This is a genomic window from Actinoplanes sp. NPDC051861, from assembly GCF_040681145.1.
Lineage (GTDB): Bacteria > Actinomycetota > Actinomycetes > Mycobacteriales > Micromonosporaceae > Actinoplanes.
This window is the reverse complement of record NZ_JBFAYE010000004.1, coordinates 418,161-442,983: the sequence shown is the minus strand read 5'-3', so window position 1 is coordinate 442,983 and position 24,823 is coordinate 418,161. Positions and strand designations below refer to the sequence as shown.

Here is a 24,823-nt window from a genome sequence, read left to right as displayed (position 1 = left end):
CGTTGACAGGAACCTGTGTGCCACGGGGTAGGGTCTGACGCCGTGTCCGGCATTCCCCGACCCGAGACCGTCACGCCGTACCGATTGCGACAGCTCGCCGAGCTGCTGCTGGCGGCGCTGACCGGTGGTGACGCTGAGGTCACCGGGGTCACTCACAGTAGTGGTGCGGTTCGTCCCGGCGATCTGTACGCCGCGCTGCCCGGCGCCAACCGGCACGGCGCGGAGTTCGTCGCCGACGCCGCCCGGTCCGGTGCGGTGGCCGTGCTGACCAACCCGGCCGGGCGCGACGCCGCGCTCGCCGCCGGGCTGCCGGTGCTGGTCGCCGACGACCCGCGGGCGGTGCTCGGCGCCGCCTCGGCCGCGATCTACGGTGAGCCGTCGCGGCGGCTCACGATGATCGGCGTGACCGGGACGGCCGGCAAGACGTCGACGTCGTACCTGGTGGAGGCCGGTCTGCGGGCCGCCGGCCGGGTTACCGGGCTGGTCGGCACGGTGGAGACCAGGATCGGCGAGCTGGTCGTGAAGAGCGTGCGGACCACCCCGGAGGCCACCGACCTGCAGGCGATCCTCGCGGCGGGCGTGGAGCGCGGGGTGCAGGCCGTGGTCATGGAGGTCTCCAGCCACGCGCTCGTGATGGGCCGGGCCGACGGGATCCGGTTCGCGGCCGCCGGGTACACGAACTTCGGCCAGGACCATCTGGACTTCCACCCGACGTCTGAGGATTACTTCGAGGCCAAGGCTCGGTTGTTCGACGGCCGGTCGGCGGTTGAGATCCTCAATTACGACGATCACTCCGTGATGCGCCTTTATCGTGATAAATCGGTCACGTTCTCGGCCGCCGGCGACCGGAGAGCCACCTGGTGGGCGAGCGACGTCACGCCGCACGCCTTCGGGCAGCGGTTCACCGCGCACGGGCCGGACGGGATCACCGTCGAGACCGGCGTGGCGCTGCCGGGACTCCACAACGTCTCCAACGCGCTCCTGGCGCTGGCCCTGCTGGTCGCGGCCGGCATCGACCCGGCGACCGCGGGCGAGGGCATCGCGGCCTGCCGCGGCGTGCCCGGCCGGCTCGAACAGGTCGAGGCGGCGAGCGAGGTGCTCGGCGTCGTCGACTACGCCCACAAGCCGAACGCGATCGTGGCCGCTCTCGCCGCGCTCCGCGAGCTGGCCACGGCCCGTGGCGGGCGGCTGATCTGCGTGATCGGCGCCGGCGGCGACCGGGACAGGGGCAAGCGGCCGCTGATGGGCGAGGCCGCCGCGAAGGGCGCCGACCTGGTGATCGTCACCGACGACAACCCGCGCACTGAGGACCCGGCCGCGATCCGGGCTGCGGTCCGTCAGGGCGCGGGGGACGCCTTCGAGGTGGCCGGCCGGCGTGCGGCGATCGACGAGGCGGTGCGGCTGGCGGCGGCCGGTGACGTGATCGCGGTGCTCGGCAAGGGCAACGAACAGGGTCAGGAGGTCGGCGGCGAGGTGCTGCCGTTCGACGACCGCATCGAACTCGCCGCCGCCCTGGAGGGCCGACCATGATCCGCATGACCCTGGCCGAGATCGCCGAGATCACCGGCGGGCGCCTCGTGAACGCCGGGCCGGAGGTGGCGGTGACGGGAGGCGTCGAGTACGACTCCCGCAAGGTCACACCGGGCGGGCTGTTCGTCGCGTTCGCCGGCGAGAAGGTGGACGGCCACGACTTCGCCGCGCCGGTCGTCGAGGCGGGCGCGGCGGGCGTGCTCGGCACCCGGGACACCGGCGTGCCGGGAGTGGTCGTCGAGGACCCCCTCGCGGCTCTGGCGGCGCTGGCCCGGGTGGTGGTCACGCGCCTGGACAAGCTGACCGTCGTCGGGCTGACCGGCTCGTCGGGCAAGACCACGACCAAGGACTACATCGGGCAGCTCCTGTCGCGGCTGGGTCCTACCGTGGCGCCGGTGGGGTCGCTCAACAACGAGCTCGGGTTTCCGTACACCGTTCTGCAGGCGACGACCGAGACCCGTTTCCTGGTGCTGGAGATGGGTGCGCGAGGCGTCGGCCACATCCGCTATCTGACCGATATTGCCCAGCCGCGGATCGGCGTGGTGCTGAACGTCGGCTCCGCGCACATCGGAGAGTTCGGATCTGTCGAGGGCACCGCGCTGGCGAAGGGCGAGCTGGTCGAGGCCGTCCCGGACGACGGTGTCGCGATCCTGAACGCCGACGATCCGTTGGTGGCCGCGATGGCGTCCCGGACCCGTGCCCGAATTGTCCGAACCGGGGAGTCGCCCGCCGACGTCCACGCGGCCGACGTGACGCTCAACGCGGCGGGCCAGCCAGGCTACCGCCTGGAAATTAACGGAAAAATCGGAAATGTCCGGCTTGGGGTTGTCGGGCGCCACCAGGTCGCCAACACACTGGCGGCCGCAGCGGTGGCAACGGCCGCCGGGATGGACTTCGACGAACTGACCACCGCGCTCGGCGAGGTCAGCATCGCCTCCGGCCGCCGGATGGACGTCTTCGACCGCCCCGACGGCGTGACCGTCATCGACGACTCCTACAACGCCAACCCCTCCTCCACCGCGGCCGCGCTGCGCGCGCTGGCCGCCATGGGTGAGGGCCGGCGCACCACCGCCGTGCTCGGCTACATGGCCGAACTCGGCGAGCACGAAGTCTCCGGCCACGAGGAGGTGGGGCGGCTCGCCGCCGAACTCGGCGTTGACCGGCTGATCGCGGTGGCCGGCAACGCCCGGCCGATCCTGGACGGTGCCGCCGGCTTCACGGGGTGGCCGGGCACCGCACACTTCGCCGCCGACCAGGCGGCCGCGATCGAAATCTTGCAGAACGACCTGCACGCCGACGACGTCGTGCTGGTCAAGGGTTCCCGGTACCGCACATGGGACGTCGCCGACTGGCTGCGGCGTTCCGAGGAGGTTTAGCCCGTGAGGGCAGTCATCGTCGCGGCCGCGGTCGCCTTTCTCATCTCGCTGTTCGGCACCCCGCTCGCCATCAGGGTCTTCTCTGCCCTGAAGGCCGGACAGCCCATCCGATCCATCGGCCCGGCGACACACATGGGCAAGAAGGGCACCCCGACGATGGGCGGGGTGGCGTTCATCATCGCCACGGTCTTCGCGTACGTGGCCGGGCATCTCGCCCTGACCACGCTGCCCGACCGGCAGATCGCCCAGGAGAAGCCGACCATGACCGCGCTGGTCCTGCTCGGCGTGTTCGTGTTCTGCGGCGCGGTCGGCTTCCTGGACGACTTCCTGAAGGTCCGCAAGCGCAACTCGGACGGCCTCAGCGCCAAGGGCAAGCTGCTCGGCCAGCTGATCATCGGCACCGGCTTCGGCATCGCCGCGCTCTACTTCCCGAGCACCAACGGCCAGACCGTGGCCAGCGAGAACATCTCGTTCATCCGGGACGTGAGCTGGCTCAACGTCGGCAAGGTCGGCTCGGTCATGGTCTTCGTCTTCGTGATCATGGCGATGTCCAACGGCGTCAACCTGACCGACGGCCTCGACGGCCTCGCCACCGGCGCGTCGATCCTCGTGCTCGGTGCCTACTCGCTGATCGGCTTCTGGCAGTACCGCCACTGGTGCGGCGACGACGGCTACCGGGGCGCGGCGGGCTCGCTCACCGCACAACACTGCTATCAGGTCCGAGATCCGCTCGAGATCGCGATGATCGCGGCGGCGGCGGCGGCGGCCTGCGTCGGCTTCCTCTGGTGGAACACCAACCCGGCCCGCATCTTCATGGGCGACACCGGCGCACTCGCCCTCGGCGGCCTCATCGGCGGCCTCGCGGTGGCCACCCGCACCACGCTGCTCTCGGTCATCATCGGCGGCCTGTTCGTCATCATCACGATGTCCGTGGTCATCCAGATCATCTCGTTCAAGACGACCGGCAAACGTGTCTTCCGCATGTCACCGTTGCAGCACCACTTCGAGTTGGCCGGCTGGAGCGAGGTCAACATCGTGGTCCGCTTCTGGATCATCGCCGGCATCTGCGCCGCCATCGGCCTGGGCCTCTTCTACAGCGACCATTTGGCAGTAATGGGATAAAGGGCAAATTCATACGGTACGGGACTCGTGCTCTGCCGCTCCGAGACCCGCGACGAGGCGCCGGACGATGCCGTCCGGCGCCTTTCGCTACCTGTGCAACTCGATGGTCCGGCCGCCGGGCGCGGAACCGGTGAGGGGCCGCCTGGGCGCGTGAGGCGCCGGGCGGTCCGGAGGGGGCGCTGGGGTCGCGGGTCTCGGAGCGGTAGAGCACGAGTCCCGTACCTCTGAAGGAAGAGTGAGAAAGCCGCGGAGATCTCCCGCGACACGCCCAGCTCTTGAAGGGGTCGGATGTGGACGGCGGACGATGATGGGGGTATGGCGGACGACCGTACTGTGGACCGCCCGTCGCTGAGCCGGCAGATGCTGCCCGCGGTGCACGGGCTGCTGGCGCGACCCCTGTCGTCCTACTACCTGCTGATCGCCAGTTCGGGGCTGTTGCTGCTGATCGGGCTGACGATGGTGTTCTCGGCGACCAGTGTGGAGGCGTTCGCCGCACACGGTGACGCGTTCTCGGCGACGAGCAGTCAGGTGTTCTACGCGCTGCTCGGCCTGGTGGCCTTCTGGGTCTGCCAGCGGTTGCCGGCGATGACGTTGCGGGCGCTCGGCAAGTACGTCCTGGGCGCCGCGTTCGTGCTGCTCACGGTGCTGGCGCTGATCAATGCGCTGAAGTCGGTCGGGGTGCTGGAGCCGGCGGCGAACGGGTCGATCCATGTCGGGCCGGTGATCGCGTACCTGAACTGGCTGACCATCGGGCCGCTCACCATGCAGCCGGGTGAGCTGGCGAAGCTGGGCATGGTCCTGTGGGGCGCCGACGTGATCGCGCGCAAGGGGCCGGACCTGCGGTACTGGCGTGAGCTGGCGATGCCGTTGTTCCCGGTGATCGGGCTGCTGTTCGTGCTGGTCGGCTACAACGACCTGGGCACCATGCTGGTGCTGCTGGCGCTGATCGTCGGGCTGCTGTGGGCGGCGGGCGTGCGGCTGCGGGTGTTCACCGCGCTGGGTGTGCTGGGGCTGGCCGGTGTGGGCCTGCTGATCGCGGCGGCGTCGCGCGGTGCCGGATCCGGTGCGACGGGCGAGCCGAACTACCGCCTCGAACGGCTGACCAGCTTCCTCACCCCGCTCGACCAGTGCGACCCGGCGAAGGAGTGCTACCAGGCGATCCAGGGCCGGTCGGCGATCTTCGAGGGCGGCTGGTTCGGCGTCGGGCTGGGGGAGAGCGCGCTCAAGTGGGGCTGGGTGCCGGAGGCGGAGAACGACTTCATCTTCGCGATCGTGGCCGAGGAACTGGGTGTGGTCGGGTGCGTCGTGGTGCTGGCGCTGCTGAGCGTGCTGGCGTACACCGGGTTCCGGATCGCCCGCCGGGTCAGCGACCCGTTCCGCCGGCTGGCCGCCTGCGCGATCACCACCTGGCTGGTCGCCCAGGCCGTGATCAACATGGGTGGCGTGGTCGGGCTGCTGCCGATCACCGGCCTCCCGCTGCCGTTCATCTCCGCAGGTGGCACCGCGCTCGTCGTGACGCTCGCGGCAATCGGCATGCTGGCCTCGTTCGCCCGCGCGGAACCTCAGGCGGCGCGAGCCCTGAACGCCCGTCCGACGCCTCGATGGGTGCGACTAGTCTGGGCCCCGCTGCCGCCGCTTCCCCCCTCACGGCGGCCGACGGCGAAGGCTCCTGCGGACAGCGGGGCTGGAAGGAGACGGTGATGGTTGAGCTGCGGTCGATCGTGCTGGCCGGAGGAGGCACCGGCGGTCACATCTATCCGCTGCTCGCCTTCGCCGACGCCCTGCGGCGTCACTTCCCGCAGATCCGGATCACCACGCTGGGTAGCCCCAAGGGCATGGAGAACCAGCTCATCCCGGCGGCCGGTTACGACCTGCGGGTGATTCCGGCGTTCCAGCTGCCCCGCTCGCTCAACCTGGACCTGCTGCGCACCCCCGACCGGATGTACCGGTCGGCCCACGCCGCCGGCGAGGTCATCGACGAGGTGCAGGCCGAGGTCGTGGTCGGCTTCGGTGGGTACGTGTCGGTGCCGGCCTACCTGGCGGCCTGGCGCCGCGAGATGCCGATCGTGATCCACGAGGTGAACGTGCCGCCCGGCGTCGCGAACCGGATGGGCATGAAGTTCACCAAGCGCGTCGCCGTCGGCTTCCCCCACCAGCTCACCGAGGCCGAGTCGCTGCGCAACGCGCGCCTGGTCGGCGTGCCGCTGCGGACCGGCATCACCCACATGGACCGGCCGGCGCTGCGCCCGCAGGCGCTCTACCACTTCGGGCTGCGCCCGGACCTGCCGGTGCTGTTCGTCTCCGGCGGCTCCTCCGGCGCCCGCACGATCAACCTGGCGGTGGCCGCCGCGGCCAAGCGGCTGGCGCACGCCGGCATCCAGGTCCTGCACGTCCAGGGCGGGCGCAACGACCCGTTCGAGGTGCCGAACGACCTGCCGGTTCCCTATGTCGTGGTGCCCTACCTGTCGGACATGCAGCTCGGTTACGCTGCCGCCGACCTGATGCTCTGCCGGGGCGGTGCGATCACCGTCGCCGAGACCACCGCGCTGGGCATGCCGGCCGTGTACGTGCCGTACCCGTTCAGCAACCAGGAGCAGCGCCGCAACGCGCTGCCGGTGGTCGAGGCGGGTGGCGGCCTGCTGGTCGACAACAGCGAGCTCACCCCGGACTGGATCGAACGCAACATCATCCCGCTGGCGCGGGACCGGCAGCGGCTCGCCGCGATGGGCGCGTCGGCCGCCCAGTACGGTCGGCGCGACGGTGACGAGGCGCTGCTGCGGTTCGTTCTGGAGGCGGTGCGCTGATGGCTTTCCTCTTCGGTGTGGAGGCAGTGCTTTGAAGGCTTTCTTCGAGGGAGTGGATCTGTGAACACGGCGGAGCTGACGCCGGCCGGTGAGATGACCGCCGAGGACCTGGGCAGCGTGCACCTGATCGGGATCGGCGGCGTCGGCATGGCCGGCCTGGCCCGGCTCCTGCTCACCCGTGGCGTGCCGGTCTCCGGCAGCGAGCTGCGCGAGTGGCCCGCCCTGACGGCGCTGCGCGCGCTCGGCGGCACCGTGCACATGTCCCACGTGGCCTCCAACCTGGACGGCGTCGACACGGTGGTGTATTCGACCGCGATCCCGCAGGACCACATCGAGATGGTCGAGGCACGGCGTCGCGGGCTGCGGGTGCTGCACCGGTCGGAGGCTCTCGCGGCGGCCATGACGAACCGCCGTGGCATCGCGATCGCCGGCACGCACGGCAAGACCACCACGACGTCGATCATGACGGTGATCCTGCAGCACGCCGGTGAGGATCCGTCCTTCGTGATCGGCGGTGAGATCTCCGCGGCCGGGTCGGCCGGGCACCACGGCACCGGTCCGTACTTCGTGGTGGAGGCCGACGAGAGCGACAAGTCGTTCCTGATCTACCGGCCGCACGTCGCGATCATCACGAACATCGAGGGCGACCACCTCAACAACTGGGGTGACCTGGCGAGCCTGAAGGCGGGCTTCCAGGAGTTCGGGTCGCTGGCCGACGGGTTCGTGGTGACCTGCGCGGACGGGCCGGGGACCGAGGAGTTGATCGCCGGGCTGCGCGCGGACGGCAAGACCGTTTACACGTACGGGGTGTCGGCCGGCGCGGACCTGCGGCTCAGCGAGATCGTCACCACCGTCAGCGGCGTGCGTTACCAGGCCGAGTTGGACGGCAGCCCTCTCGGCGAGTTCAAACTCGCGCTGCCCGGACTGCACATGGGGCTGAACAGCGCGGCAGCCGTACTGACGGCGCTGAAGCTCGGCCTGCCGCTGGAAAAGGTGGTCGAGGCCCTGCAGTCGTTCCCGGGTGTGCGGCGCCGGTTCGAGCGCAAGGGCATCGCGGCCGGCGTGCGGGTCTACGACGAGTACGCGTACCACCCGACCTCCGTCAAGGCGGCGCTGCGGACCCTGCGCGACGTGGCGGGGGACGGGCGGCTGCTGGTGGTGTTCCAGCCGTACCGGGTGTATCGCACACGTGACCTGGAGGCCGAGCTGGCCGACGGCCTGGGCGTCGCCGACGAGGTCATCTGCATGGAGGTCTTCGGTCCGGGCGAGACGCGCGGCCCGGGCGAGGGCGGCCGGTCGCTGACCGCGGCCATCGACCTGCCCGCCGAGCACAAGGTCTTCGTGCCGGACTGGGAGGACGTGCCGGCCGAGGTGCTGCGGCGCAGCCGGCCCGGCGACGTGGTGGTGACGATGGGCGCGCCGCCGATCTCGCTGATGGGTGACGAGCTGCTCGCGGCGCTCGCGGAGGCGGACCAGCAGCCGGACCTGGCGAGGTAACACCGTGGCGGGCGGGGGCACGCGCAACTGGCGGCTGGTGCGGGCGGACACGGACGCCGTACCGCCGTCGGCGCGGCGGTTCATGGCCCGCGCCCGGCAGCGCCGGATGCAGGCGGCCCGGCCGTGGCTGATCACCGCCGCCGTGCTGGTCGTGGCCGGCGGTCTGGTCTGGCTCGTCTACGGCACCTCGGTGCTGGGTGTGCGCCAGGTCGAGGTGGTCGGCACCGAGGTGCTCAGCGCGGACCAGGTGCGCCAGGCCGCCGCGGTGCCGGATCTGCTCCCGCTGGCCCGGGTCGACAAGGATGAGGTCGGCGCCCGGGTACGCGGTCTGGCGCCGGTGGACCGTGTGGTGATCAGCCGCAGCTGGCCGTCGACCCTGGTCATCGAGGTGGTGGAGCGGACCCCGGTGGCGGCGGTGCCGGCGCGCGACCAGTTCCTGCTGATCGACGACGAGGGCATGCCGTACCGGGTGGTGGCCGAGCAGCCGCGCGGCCTGCCGCTGGCCCGGCTCGCCACCCCGGCGCCGGGCGACTCGAACACCGGCTCCGCGCTGACCGTGCTCTCCTCGCTCAGCGACGAACTGCGCGAGCAGCTGGTCGCGGTGTCGGTGCCCTCGCCGGTGGAGATCCGCCTGGAGCTCCGCAAGGGCCGCGTCGTCATCTGGGGCGACGACACCAAGAGCGACGAGAAGAGCAAGGTGGCGACGGCCCTGCTGGCGCAGAAGGGCGACGAGATCAACGTCAGCGCCCCATCGGTGGTGACCATTCGGTAGGAGCGCAACCAACCGGACAATGCGGCGCAAACGGAATATTACGTCCAAGGTTACGGGTGAGTCGGATACTCACCACGTAAGCGCGCGCGACACGCCGCTCGAGGTCTTTGGCTGCGGGCGCATGTCCGCATACGTTGCGTCGAGAGGTTGGAGTGGTTGACATAACTCTAAACCTCTAGTAGAGGGTGAGGGTTTCCTCGCCCTCCCTTGTACGGCAGCGGACGTCGAGAGTGCGGATCCTAGGAACCGCAGGGGCCGTCGACGTCCGCCAACCCCGGAAGGGAAGGCTGAGCCCGATGACACCTCCGCACAACTATCTTGCGGTCATCAAGGTCGTCGGCATCGGCGGCGGCGGCGTGAACGCTGTCAACCGCATGATCGAGGTTGGGCTCAAGGGCGTCGAGTTCATTGCGATCAACACCGATGCCCAGGCGCTTCTGATGAGCGACGCCGACGTCAAGCTGGACGTCGGCCGTGAACTGACCCGTGGACTGGGTGCCGGCGCCCAGCCCGAGGTGGGCAAGAACGCCGCCGAGGACCACCGCGACGAGATCGAGGAGGTGCTCAAGGGCGCCGACATGGTCTTCGTGACGTGTGGCGAGGGCGGCGGCACCGGCACCGGCGGCGCCCCCGTGGTGGCCAACATCGCCCGCAAGCTCGGCGCGCTCACCATCGGGGTGGTGACCCGGCCGTTCTCGTTCGAGGGCAAGCGGCGCCAGGTGCAGGCCGAGGCCGGCATCGACGAGCTGCGCAACCAGTGCGACACGCTGATCGTCATCCCGAACGACCGGCTGCTGGCGCTCGGTGACCGCGGCATCAGCATGATGGACGCGTTCCGCCAGGCCGACCAGGTCCTGCTCTCCGGTGTTCAGGGCATCACCGACCTGATCACCACGCCGGGTCTGATCAACCTGGACTTCGCCGACGTGAAGAGCGTCATGAGCAACGCCGGCAGCGCCCTCATGGGCATCGGCAGCGCCCGCGGCGACAACCGCGCGGTCGAGGCCGCCGAGCGGGCCATCTCCAGCCCGCTGCTGGAGCAGAGCATGGACGGCGCCCGCGGCGTGCTGCTCTCCATCGCCGGCGGCTCGGACCTCGGCCTGTTCGAGATCAACGACGCGGCTCAGCTGGTGACCGATGCGGCCCACCCGGACGCGAACATCATCTTCGGTGCCGTGATCGACGACGCGCTCGGCGACGAGGTGCGCGTCACCGTGATCGCGGCGGGCTTCGACGGGGGCACCCCGTCGTACAAGCCGGCCGAGCCGTCCCGCAAGGTGCCGCAGCCGTCCGCCCCGCCGGCCGTGACCCCGCCTGCGCCGGTCACCCCGCCGCCGGCGGCCACGCCGACGCCGCGCAGCCGGATGCTCTTCGACGACGTGGACGTGCCGGACTTCCTGAAGAACGGCTCCTGACGAGGTTTCGATCTTGACCGACCCCGGACGGCGCGCTGAGCTCGCCGCCTCTCTCGCCACGGTGCGGGAGCGCATCGACCGTGCCTGCGCGGCGGCCGGCCGCCCGGCCGAGGCGGTCACCCTGACCGCGGTGACGAAGACCTACCCGGCGAGCGACGTCCTGTTGCTCGCCGGGCTCGGCGTCACCGACGTGGCGGAGAACAAGGACCAGGAAGCCTCGGCCAAGGCCGCCGAGGTACGCGCCACCGGCACGCGCCTGCGCTGGCACTTCGTCGGGCAGCTCCAGCGGAACAAGGTCAGGTCGGTGGTCACGTACGCCGACGTCGTCGAGTCCGTCGACTCCGAGCGGCTCGCCCTCGCGCTGGCCCGCGCCGCCGCCGAGCGCCCGGTCCCGCTGGAGATCCTGATCCAGGTGAGCATCGACGGCGATCCCGCCCGCGGCGGCGTGATTGAGAATGATCTTTGGCGGGTATCCGACGCAGTGGCCTCTTCGGACGGTCTGCGTCTCGGCGGCGTGATGGCGGTCGCGCCGCTGGGCTGGGATCCCGATCGCGCGTTCGCGCAGCTCGCGGCCCTGGCAGAGCGGATGAGCGCTCGTCATCCCGGCGCCACGACCGTTTCCGCGGGCATGAGCGGGGACCTCGAGGCGGCCGTCCGGCACGGGGCGACACACGTACGGATCGGTACATCTTTACTCGGGATGCGAAACTCGCTGCGGTAGCCTTGCGGCGGGCAGCAAACTACACAGGTGTTGTTTTACGCGACACGTCTCCCGCGGAGGCGCCGGCGCGTTCGACGACGCGGCGTCGCAGCGAGTCGTGGGTCCGATGCGGACCTGTTCCCCGGCTCGCTGAAGGGGGGACGCGGCACGCCGGAGGGGGCGCGGGCCGCAGCAGCGGATGGAGAGGTGGGGGCATGGACTCATCCCAGGGAGGGGCGGCATGAGCGGCGCGTTGCGTAAGGCGGGCGTCTGGCTCGGCCTCGTCGAGGAGGACGACGACCGCGGGTACGAGGACCGTGGCTACCGGGAGAGCTCCTACCGCAGTCGTGAGCGGGACCGTGATCGTGACCGGGACCGTGATCGCGACCGCTACTCCAGCAGCCGGTACGCGGACGACTTCGGCGACGAGGACGACGTCGAGGAGGAGCGCTCCGTTCCCCGCGCCCGTCCCGAGCGTTCCGAGCGCCGTCTGGGCGAGCGGGTCTCCGCCGCGCGGGACGACCTGGACCGGGAGGAGAGCGAGCGCCTCGATCGGGCGAGCGTGCGCTCCATCACCCGGCCCTCCGTCGCCCCCGAGCAGTCCGGTGCGCTGACGTACTCCACCAGGGAGAACCTGGCGCTGAAGCCGCAGCCCGCGGTGCACCAGCCGCCGGTTCACCAGCGCCCGGTCGAGGAGGAGCAGCGCTACCAGATCACCACGCTGCACCCGACGACCTACCGCGAGGCACGCACGATCGGCGAGCACTTCCGCGACGGCGTCCCCGTGATCATCAATCTCACCGAGATGGATGAGTCGGACGCACGCCGTCTGGTCGACTTCGCTGCCGGGCTGGCGTTTGGCCTGAGGGGTACGATCGAGCGCGTGACCAACCGGGTTTTCCTGCTCTCACCGGCGAATGTCCAGGTCACCGCGGAGGACAAGGCCAAGATCGCTGAGGGTGGCTTCTTCACTCAGAGTTGAACCCGAACGAGGGATCCGCCGAACGTGCTGTCGATCGTGTTCCAGATTCTCTTCATCTTGCTGTACGTCTTCTTCATCGTGCTGCTGGCTCGATTCGTGCTGGGTGCGGTGCTCCAGTACGGACGGCGATGGCAGCCGAGCCGGGGTGCGTCCGCCGGACTCGAATCGGTGTGGAGCGTCACGGATCCACCCCTCAAGGCGTTGAGGCGTGTGATCCCACCGCTGCGCATTGGTAACGTGAGTTTGGACCTGGCTTCCATCGTGCTGCTGGTTATCCTGTTCGTGCTCATGAACTTCGTGCTAGCTCCGCTGATTCACACCTACAGCTAGACAGCAGCCCCGCCCCAACCGCGGCCGCGACTGACCCGAGGAGTTTCGATGCCGCTGACCCCGGCTGACGTGCACAACGTCGCCTTCAAGAAGCCCCCGATCGGCAAGCGGGGGTATGACGAGGAGGAGGTCGACGCCTTCCTTGACGAGGTGGAGCGCGAGCTCGCCCGTCTGATCGAGGAGAACAACGAGCTGCGTGCCCAGGTGGAGCGCGGCGGTCGGGGTGGCGCACCAGCCGGCCCGAGTGCCGACCCCCGCATGACCGCGGAGCTCAACGACCTCAAGGCCCAGCTCGACCGGGTGCAGCGGGACAAGACTGCGGCCGAGCAGGCCGCTCGGCAGATGCAGGCCGAGCTGGAGCAGGTCCGGACCCAGGGCCCCGGCCCCGGCGCCGGCCCCACCGGTGCGGACGGCGAGCAGCAGGCCCTGCGGGTGCTGATGATGGCCCAGCGCACCGCCGACGACCACGTGTCGGACGCGCGGCGCGAGGCCGACAAGCTCCTGGCCGACGCCCGCTCCAAGGCCGAGGAGGTCACCCGCGAGGCCCGGGCCAAGGCCGACGCCCTCGAGCGCGACGCGCGTCAGCGGCACCAGGAAGCCATGGGCGGCCTGGACGCCAAGCGGACGGCGCTGCAGAAGCACATCGAGGAGCTGAAGCAGTTCGAGCGGGAGTACCGCACGCGGCTCAAGGCGTACCTGGAGAGCCAGCTGCGCGACCTCGACGGCCGGGGCCAGGGCCTCGAGGCCGAGATGGCGCGCGCCGACGCCGCACGCTCGGTGGGCGGTTCCGGCGGTCTCGCCGCGGCCGGTCTCGCCGGGTCGTACGGCGGCAGCCGTACCAACTCCATCGAATCGGGTCGCTGACTTCCAGCCCCGCGCCGCGACGAGGGATGAGCCATGATCGTTGCTAGTCTCCTGCTCATCCCCGTCGCGGTGCTGTTTCTCGCGCTCGGCCTGATCAACGGTTCGAGCAGCCTTCTCATAGCCTCGATCGTGGTCAGCCTGCTGGCCGCGGTGGCCCTGGTGATCGGCGCCCGGCAGGCCGCGGCCGCCCGCCGCCTCACCCCGGCCGAGGATCCCGTCACTCCCGAGCGGGCCTTCCCCGCCGAAGATTCTGCCCCGGCGGCGGCACCGTTCGCAGGCGATTCCCGCAGCTACGACGACGAGCCCGTCCTCGCCGATCAGGCGGGCGCGGCGACGGTCGAGCAACCCGCGGCCGTCGATCCGGACGTGGACGAGGCCCGCGCGGCCGGAGCCCGGGACGCGACCGCCCGTCTGGGTGACGACAGCCCGCCCGTTGCGCCTGCTGCCGCAGAGTCTGTTCAAACTGACTTCCCGCCGCAAACCGGGACTGCGCCTGACTACGAACAGGTGCCCGACTACGAACAGGCGTCGTCCACGATCGACGCGGCCCGCAGCGGCGACGACGATCAGCGCTGGCGCCGCCCGGCGGAGAGCGACCCCACGGCGGAGAGCGCCCCCACGGCGGAGAGCGCCGCGATGGCGGAGAGCGCGGCGAGGGCGGAGCGCGCGGACAGCGCGGCGAGGGCGGAGCGCGCGGACAGCGCGGCGAGGGCGGAGCGTGCCGCGATGGCCGAGAGTGCCGCGATGGCCGAGGCTGCCGACGAGTTCGACGATCCGGACGACGACGATCCGGACGACGAGCCGCTGCCGCAGTCGGTGCGGCCCGCCGACGCCGTGCTGATCGCCCGGCTGGACCTCGAGGTGCTCGTGGTCGACGGCCGGCCCCGCTACCACATGGCGGACTGCCCGCACCTGGTCGGCAGGCTGACCGAGCCGCTTCCGGCGAACGAGGCGGTCGAGCTCGGGTTCAGCCCGTGCGGCCTGTGCCGCCCGGTGGACCGGCTGGTCGCCACGGTCGCGCACCGCTGACCCTTGTCGCCGGCCCCGTCGAACCCCGCCGCCGTGGAGTCGGTGGTGGTGCGGGTGCGCCCCGGCGCGGGCCGGACACGCGTCGGTGGCCGTTACGAGGGGCCGCACGGCCCCGCTCTGATCATCGCGGTGGGCGCCCCGGCCGTCGACGGCAAGGCCACCGAGGCGGCCCGCCGGGCGCTGGCGGAGGCGCTCGGTGTCCGGCCCGCCGAGGTGGCGTTGCGGATCGGGGCGACCAGCCGGGACAAGGTCTTCACGGTGTCCGGGCCGGCGTCGCGATGGAAGCAGCGCTATGTGTCGCTGCGTGACGACTCCCTCACCTGAGGTGCATCATCGGTTATCCGATTAGTCGGAATTGAAGGTCACCACGGGTTGTCGGTGCACTTCACGTTCCGTATCCTTGCCACCCTCTGGAGTGCGCGGCGGATTTTCAGCCGCGCCATTTGTGCAGGTGGGGGAAGATCTACGGCGGCGACCGACCCACCGGCTGGCAGGCGGCGCGCGAGCCGCCGGCAGACACGGGGATTTGACAGAGGGAGAGAGGCGGCAGCGACCCCGCCGTCTCGAAACCCTAGACGCTGATCGCCGCGCGACGGCGCGGCCGAGGGAGCGACGATGGCCAAGGCAACCGACATCCGGACCGGTTCGACACCGGCGGCCGCGAAGCGTGGCCGCAGCGAGGCGGAGACCGAGGAGATCCGGCAGGCTCTGGTCGCGCGGCTCGACGAGCTTCAGGCCGAGTACGATCAGGCGCTCAGTGAGATCACCGCGTTGCAGCGCGAGCGGTTCGCCGACTCGGCCGGGGACGACCAGGCCGACACCGGCACCAAGACGTTCGAGCGGGAACAGGAGATCACGCTGGCCAACAACCTGCTCGAGCGGATCACTCAGGTGGAACGCGCGATCGGTCGGCTCGGTGCGGGCAACTACGGTTGGTGTGAGCGGTGCGGCAACCAGATCCCGGTCGAGCGACTGGCTGCGTTCCCGTCCGCCACGCTCTGTGTCTCTTGTAAGCAGTTGGAGGAACGACGCTGAACGCCGACAAGCGGTTCGCGCCCCGCGCCGTTGCAGTGCTGGCCGTCACCGCGGCACTCGCCGTGGCACTGGACCAGTGGACCAAGCACCTCTCCACCGAGAATCTGGAGGTCGGCGAGCCGGTCCGGATCCTCGGTGGCCTGATCCACCTCTCGCTGATGCGTAACAGCGGAGCGGCGTTCAGCCTCGGTGAGGGTTACACCTGGGTGTTCCCGCTGATCACCCTGGTGGTGGTCGGCTGGATCACCTGGATGGCGACCCGGCTGCGCTCGCTGCCGTGGGCGCTCGCGCTCGGCCTCGTGCTGGGCGGTGCGCTGGGCAACCTGGGCGACCGGCTGTTCCGGGCACCCGGATTCCTGCACGGCCACGTGGTCGACATGATCAGCGTCTTCGGGCCGTACGGTGAGTATTTCGCGATCTTCAACATCGCGGACAGCTGCCTGAGCGTCGGTGTGGTGCTCGCCGTGCTGCTCGAACTCACCGGCCGCCAGCGCGACGGTAGCCGCCTGCCGTCCAAGAAGGCCGCACCGCAGCCCGCGGCGGAGAACTCGGGGGAGACCGCATGAGCGGCCAGCGCTCCCTTCCCGTGCCGGACGGTCTCGACGGGATGCGGCTGGACCAGGCGGTGTCCCGGCTGTTCGGGCTGTCCCGGACCGCGGCGGCGACCCTCGTCGAGGCCGGGGACGCGCTCGTCGACGGCGTGCCCCGTCCGAAATCGGACAAGGTCACGGCCGGCTCGTGGCTGGAGGTCACCCTCCCGGCGCCGGTGTCCGCGCCCGCTCTCGTCGCGGAGCCGGTGCACGGCCTCGGCATCGTCTACAGCGACGACGACATCGTCGTGGTGGACAAGCCGGTCGGTGTCGCCGCGCACCCCAGCCCCGGCTGGACCGGACCGACCGTGGTCGCCGGGCTGGCCGCGATGGGGCAGAACGTGGCCACCAGCGGTGCCGCCGAGCGGCAGGGCGTCGTGCACCGCCTCGACGTGGGCACCACCGGTCTCATGGTGGTCGCCAAGAGCGAGATGGCGTACAGCGCTTTGAAGCGGGCGTTCAAGGAGCGCGAGGTGGAGAAGCGGTACCACGCCGTGGTCCAGGGGCATCTGGATCCGCTGCGCGGCACCATCGACGCGCCGATCGACCGGCACCCGACGGCCGACTACAGGTTCGCGGTGATGTCCGGCGGCAAGCCCAGCGTCACCCACTACGACACGATCGAGGCGTTCCGGTCGGCGAGCCTGGTCGACGTGCGGCTGGAGACCGGGCGCACGCACCAGATCCGGGTGCACTTCTCGGCGATGCGGCACCCCTGCGCCGGCGACCTGACGTATGGTGCCGATCCCACCCTGGCCGCCCGGCTCAAGCTCTCCCGCCAGTGGTTGCACGCGCGGGAACTGGCATTTCTTCACCCCCGGACGCACGATGAGGTCCGGTTCGTCAGCGACTACCCTGACGACCTGAAGTTCGCGCTCGACGTCCTGGAGGACGCCGGCTGATCGTCGTGTGAGCAGGTCGCCATTGTTGTCCGCCGCGGAAGGGCGCAGTTCGCTCCGGTTGCAGATCATGACCGGAGTGGCGCTGGCGGCCACCCTCGTGCTGGTGATCGCGGTGTTCTGGGTGGATCGCGACCTGCCCTCCGGCGAGGCGCCCGGTGACGTGGTCCGCGTCGGCGTGGTCGAGGGCCAGTCGGTCGCCGGCTACCTGGCGAACTCGCGGCACGAGATGGCGCTGCTCACCGACCCCACCGCGCCGTCGGCGGGGGAGACCTGGGCACTGGTCAGCCTCGAGTCGTACGCGGCACCGGCCCGCCTGGCCGCGCTGCTGGCCGGCGCGGCGGTGGCCCAGGTGTACGCGCGGGTGCCGCTGCCCGAGACGCGCACCCAGGTGTCCAAGATCCCGGTCTGGTCGATGCCGGACGACGTGACCGCGGGGATGCTCGACGCCGCCCTCGTGCGCGACCAGGAGCAGGCGGACTACCTGCGGCTGAGCCGGGCATTGAAGGGTTCCGGGCGGACCGAGGAGAGGCTGCGGGCGACGTACGAGGCGGCGGCCCGCGTCGCGGCGCGGGAGGCGGCGGCGTACCGGGCCGGGTGCGTGTGCACGTTCGCGGCGGTGGTCCGGGGCGGGCCCGAGGCGCTCGACCAGCTGGCGCACCGGGGCGGGGTGCGGTCCGTGGACCCGGCGCCGGAGGTGCGGCAGCTGGACCGCACGGAGTTCCGCCCGCCGCTTCCGGAGGAGGAGGGGACGGTCGAGGCCGACCCCTCGGGGTCACCCGTGCCGTCGCCAGGATCGCCGGTTGCGACCGGGACGCCGCCACCTATACCGTCGTCGATCGGGACCCATGTGACATCCACCTCACCCGAGAATTCGGGCGGGGAGTCACTCCCGGCCGTATTGCCTTCCGAGGAACCAGTTGCCGTACCCTCTGCTCCGGACGCGAGTCCTGCTCGGGAAGGGTTCGGCGCCTCCTCGGGAGCATCCAGCGGAGCATCCGGCCGTTAGGTTTTCCGTCTGCGAAACGTTCGGGTGGATGCACGTGCACGACCAGCGTGCCGCTATGTGATCAAGAACGACCGGAGGATGGGCACTCGGCCGGTGGCCCGAATAGGGTTCTCGTCCGTAGCCTGTCAGGGACGTACATCGGGTAGGCGCAGAGAGGACGAGCCGTGGACGGGACCGAGACCGGCTGGGGCCGGCCTGCGGAACCAGCCCCGCGCTGGCGGGCGCTGCTCGACCGTGCCCGGCATGGTAACCGCAGCGAGGAGCCGGAGGAGACCCCTCCGCAGCAGCAACAGCAGCAGCCGCATCAGCAACCGAGCCGTGGATCGGCCTCGGTGGAGCGCCGCCCGTTCAACCCGCTCGACCCGCGTTCGGCTCAGCAGGCCGCCGCCGAGCGCCGTGCGACCGAGCCCCGCGCCGCGGAGCCGCCGGCCGATCAGCGGGCGATGCCGCAGCGGCCGATCAACCCGCTGGACCCGCGCTGGCAGTCGCGCCGGGAGACCGATCAGGGCAACAGCTTCTTCGAGCCCGCGCCGCGGACCGCTCAGGCACCGCCGCCCGCCCCTGCCGCGCCGCCGGCCCAGCCGCCCGCCCGAGACTACGGAGCCGGGACCGGCTACGCCGCACCGGCGAGGGACTATCCCCCGAACGGGTACGCACCGGGCAGCAACGGCTACCCGCCGCAGCCGACCAACGGCTACGCGGCGGGCACCACCGCCTACCCGCCCGCGCCCGCCGCGCCGGCGTACCCTCCGGCGCCCGCCGCTCCGGTCGCGCCCCGCACGCCGGCGGCCCCCGCGTCGCCGGCCGCCCCGGCCTACCCGCCGGCCGCCGCACCTCGGACACCGGCCGCGCAGCCCTCGCCCTCGACCACGGGCGCCCGGATCGAGTGGCGGCAGACCCGCAGCGACGACGGCATGGACCGCGCCGTCGCGGTGATGCGGCGCAAGCTCGGCAAGCCGCGGGTGCTGGCGTTCGCCAACCCCAAGGGCGGCGTGCACAAGACCACCGCCACGGTGCTCGCCGCGGCCACCATCGGCAGCGTTCGCGGCCGTGGCGTGCTCGCCTGGGACGACAACGAGCTGCGCGGCACGCTCGGCCTGCGGGCCGGGAGCGCGAGGCACGCGCGGACCATAAAGCATCTGCTGGCCGACCTCATGCGCATCGAGAACCTGCACGGCGACGCGCTGCTGCAGGAGCTCGACGCCTACCTGCGCCACGCCTCCGACGGGTCGTACGACGTGCTCGCCGGCGAGGAGAACCCGCGGTTCGCCCAGCGGCTCGACCAGGGCACGGTGCGCCGGGTGATGGACCTGCTGCGGCGTACGCACGACGTGATCTGCGTCGACACCGGCAACAACGTGGAGAGCGTGAACTGGCAGACGGTCATGCGGATGGCCGACCAGCTCGTGATCACCACGGTGCCGCGGGAGGACGCCGCCTTCACCGCCGACTGGATGCTCGACGTCCTGGAGGAGAGCGGGATGGGCGACATGGTGTCCAACGCCGTGACGCTGATCTCCTGCCCGTCGCCCGGTCACCTGCCGCTGCTCGAGGACTTCAAGAAGCACTTCGCCACGCGGACCAGGGCGGTCGCCGTCGTGCCCTACGACCCGGCGCTCGAGGTCGGATCCTCGATCGAATACGCGGATCTGCAGAACGAGACACGCCAGGCGTGGCTGCGCGCGGCCTCGGTGATGCTGGAGCCCTTCGCGGAGTAGGTTCTCTCGTACGTCAACGTGAAGAGGGGGTTCCGGGTGTCTGACTCGTTCGTGCACCTACACGTGCACACCGAGTATTCGATGCTCGACGGGGCGGCCCGGATCAAGGAACTTCTCGGCGAGGCGAAGCGGCTGGGCATGCCGGCCGCCGCCATCACCGACCACGGCAACATGCACGGGGCGTACGACTTCTACACCCAGGCCAAGGCCGCGGACGTGATCCCGGTGATCGGCGTCGAGGCCTACCTGGCGCCCGACTCGCGCCTGACCAAGAGCCGCGTCAAGTGGGGACGGCCGGAGCAGAAGGGCGACGACGTCTCCGGCAACGGCGCGTACACCCACATGACCATGTGGGCGCGCAACGCGGTCGGCCTGAAGAACCTGTTCCGGCTCAACTCGCGGGCCTCGATCGAGGGCCAGCTCGGTAAGTACCCGAGGATGGACTTCGACATCATCGCGGAGCACGCCGAGGGCATCATGGGCACCACCGGCTGCCCGTCCGGCGCCGTGCAGACCCGACTGCGGCTGGGCCAGTTCGACGAGGCGCTCAAGTCGGCGGCGATGTACCAGGAGGCGCTCGGGAAGGACAACTACTTCCTCGAGATCATGGACCACGGCCTCTCCATCGAGAAGCGGGTCCGCGACGGCCTTCTGGAGATCGGCCAGAAGCTCGGCATCCGGCCGCTGGTCACCAACGACTCCCACTACGTGCACGAGGCCCAGTCCGAGGCGCACGACGTGCTGCTGTGCGTGCAGACCGGCAGCAACGTCGCCGACCCGAACAGGTTCCGCTTCGACGGCTCCGGCTACTTCGTGAAGTCGGCCGACCAGATGCGCGCGGTGGACTCCTCCGAGGCGTGGCAGGAGGGCTGCCGCAACACCCTGCTGGTGGCCGAGAAGGTGGACACCGAGGGGATGTTCACCTTCAAGAACCTGATGCCGCGGTTCCCGATCCCGGACGGCTACTCCGAAGAGGAGTACTTCCGGCACGTGGCGTTCGAGGGCCTGCGCAAGCGGTTCCCGGACGGCATCCCGGACACCCACGTCAAGCAGGCGGAGTACGAACTCGGCGTCATCATCCAGATGGGCTTCCCGGCGTACTTCCTGGTGGTCGCCGACTTCATCCAGTGGGCGAAGAACAACGGCATCGCGGTCGGTCCCGGCCGTGGCTCGGCCGCCGGCTCGCTCGTGGCGTACGCCATGGGCATCACCGACCTGGACCCGCTGCCGCACGGTCTGATCTTCGAGCGGTTCCTCAACCCCGAGCGTGTCTCGATGCCCGATGTCGACATCGACTTCGACGAGCGCCGGCGCGGCGAGGTCATCCGGTACGTGACCGAGAAGTGGGGCGACGACAAGGTCGCCCAGATCGCGACGTTCGGCACGATCAAGGCGAAGGCCGCGATCAAGGACTCGGCGCGGGTGCTCGGCTATCCGTTCGCGGTCGGCGACCGGATCACCAAGGCCATGCCGCCGGACGTCATGGGCAAGGGCATCACGCTCGGTGGCATCTTCAACAAGGACGACAAGCGGTACAACGAGGCCGGTGAGATCCGCGGCCTCTACGAGACCGACCCGGACGTCAAGAAGGTCATCGACACCGCGCGCGGCATCGAGGGGCTGATCCGGCAGACCGGTGTGCACGCCGCCGGCGTCATCATGTCCGCCGAGCCGATCATCGATCACATCCCGCTGATGCGCCGGGCCAGCGACGGCGTGATCATCACGCAGTTCGACTACCCGACCTGCGAGACGCTCGGCCTGCTGAAGATGGACTTCCTGGGCCTGCGGAACCTGACCATCCTCGACGACGCCGTGAAGAACATCGAGCTCAACCACGGCACGGGCCTGGATCTTCTGGGGCTGCCGCTGGACGACCAGGCGGCGTACGACCTGCTGGCCCGCGGTGACACGCTGGGCGTGTTCCAGCTCGACGGCGGGCCGATGCGCTCGCTGCTGCGGCTCATGAAGCCGGACAACTTCGAGGACATCTCCGCCGTCCTGGCGCTGTACCGGCCGGGCCCGATGGGCGTCGACTCGCACACGAACTACGCGCTCCGCAAGAACAACCTCCAGGAGATCACGCCGATCCACCCGGAGCTGGAGGAGCCGCTGCGGGAGATCCTGGAGCCCACCTACGGCCTGATCGTCTATCAGGAGCAGGTGCAGCGCGCCGCGCAGATCCTCGCCGGTTACAGCCTCGGCCAGGCCGACCTGCTGCGCCGCGCGATGGGTAAGAAGAAGAAGGAGATCCTCGACAAGGAGTTCGTGCCGTTCCGGGACGGCTGCCGGGAGCGGGGCTACTCGGACGAGTCGATCCAGGCGGTGTGGGACGTCCTGGTGCCGTTCGCCGGGTACGCGTTCAACAAGGCGCACTCCGCGGCGTACGGGCTCGTGTCGTACTGGACGGCGTACCTGAAGGCGCACTACCCGGCCGAGTACATGGCCGGTCTGCTCACCAGCGTCGGCGACGACAAGGACAAGATGGCGGTGTACCTGGCGGAGTGCCGCCGCATGGGCATCCAGGTACTGCCGCCGGACGTGAACCAGTCGTCCGGGCCGTTCACCCCGGTCGGCAAGGACATCCGGTTCGGCCTTGGCGCGGTCCGCAACGTCGGCGGCAACGTGGTCGAGGCGATCGCCCGGTGCCGCAAGGAAAAGGGCGACTACCACGACTTCTACGACTTCCTGTCCAAGGTCGACGCGGTCGCGTGCAACAAGAGGACGATCGAATCGCTGATCAAGGCGGGCGCGTTCGACTCGATGGGGCACAGCCGCAAGGGGCTGCTCGCCGTGCACGCCGAGGCGATCGACGCGTACGCGGACGTCAAGCGCAACGAGGCGGCCGGCCAGTTCGACCTGTTCGGCGCGTTCGGTGACACCCCGGGCGGGTCGTCGGCCACGGTCGCGATGCCGGTCATCGGCGACACCGAGTGGGACAAGCGCGACAAGCTGGCCTTCGAGCGGGAGATGCTCGGCCTCTACGTCTCCGACCATCCGCTGGCCGGCCTGGAGATGATGCTGCAGAACGCGGCGGACACCAGCATCGCCGCGCTGGGCGAGGAGGGCTCGGTCCCGGACGGCCAGGTCGTCACGCTCGCCGGCATCCTCACCGGTGTCCAGCGGCGGATCACCAAGCAGGGCCGCGCGTGGGCGTCGGCCACCCTGGAGGACCTCGCCGGCGGCGTCGAGGCGCTGTTCTTCCCCAACACGTATGAACTGGTCGGGCAGTACATCGCCGAGGACGCGATCGTGGTGGTCAAGGGCCGGATCGACCGGCGCGACGACCAGGCCCGGATCATGGCGATGGACATGTCCATCCCGGACATCACGCACAACCCGGACAGCAAGCCGGTCACCCTGACCATGCCGATCACCCGGTGCACGCCGCCGCTGGTCGACGAGCTCAAGGAGATCCTGGTGAGCCATCCGGGCGACACGGAGGTGCACGTACACCTGCAGAACGGCAGCCGGACGACGGTGATGCGCCTCGGTGGCGTACGTGTCGCGCCGACGCCGGCCCTGCGCGCGGACCTCAAGATGATCCTCGGCCCCTCGGCCGTGGCCTGAGCACCGCGGCTGATCTGGCAGGATCGTAAGGTGCACCCCAGTCACGAGCCGGCCGAGCCGACCTACCTCCCCGAGCCGCCGCCCTTTCCCGCGGAGCCGGTGCGGCGCCGGGCGCCGTGGTGGCGGCTCCAGCAGGACGGCAGCCGCCGGCCGTGGCGGCGCACCCTCGCGGTCTTCTTCGGCGCCATCGTGGTGATCAGCGCCCTGGGCGCGCCGTTCGGGCTGCTCTGGGCGTGGCTCGCCCCGGACGTTCCGGTGATCAACGTGGGTGACGGCGGTGTCGTCGTCAACGACCCGTCACCGGAGCAGTACGTGGCGGCCGACGGCTGGTACACGATGCTCGGCTTCGGCTTCGGCGTGCTCGTGGCGATCGTCGCCTGGCTGGTGCTGCGCCGCGACCGCGGACCGTGGCTGGTGGTGGCCGTGGTGGTCGGCACCTCGCTCGCCGCGCAGCGGGTGGCGCCGTTCCTCGGCGAGCTGATCGGCCGGGACGCGTACGACCGATGGCGGGAGACCGCCACGCAGGGCGCGACGTACCTGGCGCCCCCCGAGGTGCACGCGTTCGGGCCCACGCTGGTGCCGGCGTTCGCCGCGGCGATCGTGCTGACGCTGCTCGCGGGCTGGTCGAACGACCCGGACCTGGACCAGCCGGGCGCGCAGCCCGGTTACGGCCCCAACCACCCGGAGTTCTCGCCCTACCCGGTGTACGACCCGGCCGCGTACCAGCCGGACCACAACTCGCCTAGTTCGGGCTCGCCGGACGGGCCAGATCCGACAGCGGCACCGGGACCGCCCGCACCCGGGCGAGCAGCCCCGCCTCCCGGTTGAGCAGACGCAGCTCGGCCCGCAGCCGGGACGCGGTGTCCGGCATGGCGAGCAGCAGCTGACGCTCCTCGACGGTCAGCTGCGCGGTCGCGGCGACCAGATGCGACAGCACGGTCGGGTCGTCGGGCACCTGGTCGAGCATCTCGCTGTTGGGCCGCAGCAACTCCAGGTACTGCCGGAAGGCGGCCAGCACGCGCGGCGCCAGCATCTGGGCGCCGGCGCCGGCCTCGTCCTCCTCGGGCAGCCAGCGCACCCGCGCGGTCAGGTACGGCTCGGTGCCCTGGTCGATGCTGAGCACGCTGAACCGCCGCCGCCCGACCGTCATGATGTCGAACCGGCCGTCCGGCAGCTCGGTGACGTGCCGCAGCTCGGCGGTGCAGCCCACCTCGTAAAGATCGGCGGCGCTCACCGGCGGCACCTCGGCGGCCGGGCCCTCGCCCGGCTCCGGCGCCACCTCGCTGCCGTGCCGCAGGGTGACCACGCCGAACTCATGCGGTGTCTCCGAGGACTGTGCCACCAGCTCACGCACGAGGGTGCGATAGCGCTCCTCGAAGATGTGCAGGGGCAGAACCAGACCGGGGAAGAGCACCGTGCTCAGCGGGAAGACCGGCAGCCGATCGCTCACGCGTTCAGCCTAGTCATCGCCTGACCTTGGTCAACCCGGCGCGGCGGCCCGGACACGCCCGGTATCCGTTCGTCCCAACGCCTGGGCCCGGGAGTCGCGGTCGAAAACCCGGTTCACCTGCCCCCTAGACT

At 70.6% G+C, this 24,823-nt stretch carries 21 protein-coding genes and 1 pseudogene; 21 read left to right on the top strand and 1 reads right to left on the bottom strand.

Annotated features, from left to right (window positions below):
* Nucleotides 1-42 precede the first annotated feature (42 nt).
* The 21 genes and pseudogenes from AB0M02_RS16230 (at nt 43) to AB0M02_RS16130 (ending at nt 24,070) form a co-directional block, all read left to right on the top strand.
* On the top strand, nt 43-1,530 hold the full coding sequence (locus tag AB0M02_RS16230) for a UDP-N-acetylmuramoyl-L-alanyl-D-glutamate--2,6-diaminopimelate ligase (protein WP_364227112.1): 1,488 nt from the start codon (nt 43-45) through the stop codon (nt 1,528-1,530).
* Nucleotides 1,527-2,906 carry a UDP-N-acetylmuramoyl-tripeptide--D-alanyl-D-alanine ligase gene (gene murF, locus AB0M02_RS16225; RefSeq protein WP_364227109.1) on the top strand — a complete coding sequence of 460 codons (1,380 nt, stop codon included), beginning with the start codon at nt 1,527-1,529 and terminating at the stop codon, nt 2,904-2,906. Before AB0M02_RS16230 ends, murF begins: the two co-directional genes overlap by 4 nt.
* A gap of 3 nt (nt 2,907-2,909) precedes the next feature.
* Nucleotides 2,910-4,028 carry a phospho-N-acetylmuramoyl-pentapeptide-transferase gene (gene mraY, locus AB0M02_RS16220; protein ID WP_364227107.1) on the top strand — a complete coding sequence of 373 codons (1,119 nt, stop codon included), beginning with the start codon at nt 2,910-2,912 and terminating at the stop codon, nt 4,026-4,028.
* Nucleotides 4,029-4,343: 315 nt separating this feature from the next.
* A complete protein-coding gene (locus AB0M02_RS16215; RefSeq protein WP_364227105.1) occupies nt 4,344-5,729 on the top strand; it encodes a putative peptidoglycan glycosyltransferase FtsW in 1,386 nt (461 codons plus the stop codon).
* The gene (murG, locus tag AB0M02_RS16210) at nt 5,729-6,832 is read left to right on the top strand and encodes an undecaprenyldiphospho-muramoylpentapeptide beta-N-acetylglucosaminyltransferase (RefSeq protein ID WP_364227103.1); all 1,104 of its coding nucleotides are present in this window, start codon (nt 5,729-5,731) and stop codon (nt 6,830-6,832) included. Before AB0M02_RS16215 ends, murG begins: the two co-directional genes overlap by 1 nt.
* A 93-nt stretch (nt 6,833-6,925) precedes the next feature.
* Entirely contained in the window at nt 6,926-8,329 is a 1,404-nt protein-coding gene (gene murC, locus AB0M02_RS16205) for a UDP-N-acetylmuramate--L-alanine ligase (RefSeq protein ID WP_364227478.1), read from the top strand.
* Nucleotides 8,330-8,333: 4 nt separating this feature from the next.
* On the top strand, nt 8,334-9,101 hold the full coding sequence (locus tag AB0M02_RS16200; RefSeq protein WP_364227100.1) for an FtsQ-type POTRA domain-containing protein: 768 nt from the start codon (nt 8,334-8,336) through the stop codon (nt 9,099-9,101).
* A 296-nt stretch (nt 9,102-9,397) separates the two neighbouring features.
* Complete coding sequence (gene ftsZ, locus AB0M02_RS16195; RefSeq protein WP_364227098.1) at nt 9,398-10,516, top strand: cell division protein FtsZ; 1,119 nt, start codon at nt 9,398-9,400, stop codon at nt 10,514-10,516.
* Nucleotides 10,517-10,526: 10 nt separating this feature from the next.
* Nucleotides 10,527-11,237, top strand: coding sequence for a YggS family pyridoxal phosphate-dependent enzyme (locus tag AB0M02_RS16190; RefSeq protein WP_364227476.1), 711 nt, complete (start codon nt 10,527-10,529; stop codon nt 11,235-11,237).
* 220 nt (nt 11,238-11,457) lie between these two features.
* Nucleotides 11,458-12,198, top strand: a complete 741-nt coding sequence (locus AB0M02_RS16185; protein WP_364227096.1) for a cell division protein SepF — start codon at nt 11,458-11,460, stop codon at nt 12,196-12,198.
* Between the two features lie 24 nt (nt 12,199-12,222).
* Complete coding sequence (locus tag AB0M02_RS16180) at nt 12,223-12,528, top strand: YggT family protein (protein ID WP_364227094.1); 306 nt, start codon at nt 12,223-12,225, stop codon at nt 12,526-12,528.
* A 48-nt stretch (nt 12,529-12,576) separates the two neighbouring features.
* Nucleotides 12,577-13,392: a DivIVA domain-containing protein gene (locus AB0M02_RS16175; protein WP_364227092.1), complete on the top strand. Its 816-nt coding sequence runs from the start codon at nt 12,577-12,579 to the stop codon at nt 13,390-13,392.
* Nucleotides 13,393-14,184: 792 nt separating this feature from the next.
* Nucleotides 14,185-14,421: pseudogene (locus AB0M02_RS16170) on the top strand (hypothetical protein); the annotation flags it as partial.
* A gap of 33 nt (nt 14,422-14,454) precedes the next feature.
* Nucleotides 14,455-14,745 carry a DUF167 domain-containing protein gene (locus tag AB0M02_RS16165; RefSeq protein ID WP_364227089.1) on the top strand — a complete coding sequence of 97 codons (291 nt, stop codon included), beginning with the start codon at nt 14,455-14,457 and terminating at the stop codon, nt 14,743-14,745.
* A 291-nt stretch (nt 14,746-15,036) separates the two neighbouring features.
* Entirely contained in the window at nt 15,037-15,456 is a 420-nt protein-coding gene (locus AB0M02_RS16160) for a TraR/DksA family transcriptional regulator (RefSeq protein WP_364227086.1), read from the top strand.
* 35 nt (nt 15,457-15,491) lie between these two features.
* Complete coding sequence (gene lspA / locus AB0M02_RS16155) at nt 15,492-16,022, top strand: signal peptidase II (protein ID WP_364227084.1); 531 nt, start codon at nt 15,492-15,494, stop codon at nt 16,020-16,022.
* Nucleotides 16,019-16,948 (top strand): RluA family pseudouridine synthase, encoded by a 930-nt coding sequence (locus tag AB0M02_RS16150; protein ID WP_364227081.1) that lies wholly within the window; start codon nt 16,019-16,021, stop codon nt 16,946-16,948. Before lspA ends, AB0M02_RS16150 begins: the two co-directional genes overlap by 4 nt.
* A 67-nt stretch (nt 16,949-17,015) precedes the next feature.
* Complete coding sequence (locus tag AB0M02_RS16145) at nt 17,016-17,954, top strand: hypothetical protein (protein ID WP_364227078.1); 939 nt, start codon at nt 17,016-17,018, stop codon at nt 17,952-17,954.
* A gap of 164 nt (nt 17,955-18,118) precedes the next feature.
* A complete protein-coding gene (locus AB0M02_RS16140; RefSeq protein ID WP_364227075.1) occupies nt 18,119-19,672 on the top strand; it encodes an AAA family ATPase in 1,554 nt (517 codons plus the stop codon).
* A 36-nt stretch (nt 19,673-19,708) separates the two neighbouring features.
* Entirely contained in the window at nt 19,709-23,242 is a 3,534-nt protein-coding gene (gene dnaE / locus AB0M02_RS16135; RefSeq protein ID WP_364227072.1) for a DNA polymerase III subunit alpha, read from the top strand.
* 30 nt (nt 23,243-23,272) lie between these two features.
* Nucleotides 23,273-24,070 (top strand): hypothetical protein, encoded by a 798-nt coding sequence (locus tag AB0M02_RS16130; protein ID WP_364227069.1) that lies wholly within the window; start codon nt 23,273-23,275, stop codon nt 24,068-24,070.
* Here the strand turns inward: AB0M02_RS16130 and AB0M02_RS16125 are convergent.
* Nucleotides 23,985-24,692 carry an LON peptidase substrate-binding domain-containing protein gene (locus tag AB0M02_RS16125; protein WP_364227067.1) on the bottom strand — a complete coding sequence of 236 codons (708 nt, stop codon included), beginning with the start codon at nt 24,690-24,692 and terminating at the stop codon, nt 23,985-23,987. The two genes, AB0M02_RS16130 and AB0M02_RS16125, sit on opposite strands and share 86 nt — an antisense overlap.
* Nucleotides 24,693-24,823: the final 131 nt, after the last annotated feature.

Coding starts and splice junctions, on each gene's coding strand:
- AB0M02_RS16160 (WP_364227086.1), top strand. CDS start 15,037: ATGGCCAAGGCAACCGACATCCGGACCGGTTCGACACCGGCGGCCGCG.
- ftsZ (WP_364227098.1), top strand. CDS start 9,398: ATGACACCTCCGCACAACTATCTTGCGGTCATCAAGGTCGTCGGCATC.
- AB0M02_RS16215 (WP_364227105.1), top strand. CDS start 4,344: ATGGCGGACGACCGTACTGTGGACCGCCCGTCGCTGAGCCGGCAGATG.
- AB0M02_RS16150 (WP_364227081.1), top strand. CDS start 16,019: ATGAGCGGCCAGCGCTCCCTTCCCGTGCCGGACGGTCTCGACGGGATG.
- AB0M02_RS16145 (WP_364227078.1), top strand. CDS start 17,016: ATGACCGGAGTGGCGCTGGCGGCCACCCTCGTGCTGGTGATCGCGGTG.
- AB0M02_RS16185 (WP_364227096.1), top strand. CDS start 11,458: ATGAGCGGCGCGTTGCGTAAGGCGGGCGTCTGGCTCGGCCTCGTCGAG.
- AB0M02_RS16175 (WP_364227092.1), top strand. CDS start 12,577: ATGCCGCTGACCCCGGCTGACGTGCACAACGTCGCCTTCAAGAAGCCC.
- murC (WP_364227478.1), top strand. CDS start 6,926: ATGACCGCCGAGGACCTGGGCAGCGTGCACCTGATCGGGATCGGCGGC.
- murF (WP_364227109.1), top strand. CDS start 1,527: ATGATCCGCATGACCCTGGCCGAGATCGCCGAGATCACCGGCGGGCGC.
- murG (WP_364227103.1), top strand. CDS start 5,729: ATGGTTGAGCTGCGGTCGATCGTGCTGGCCGGAGGAGGCACCGGCGGT.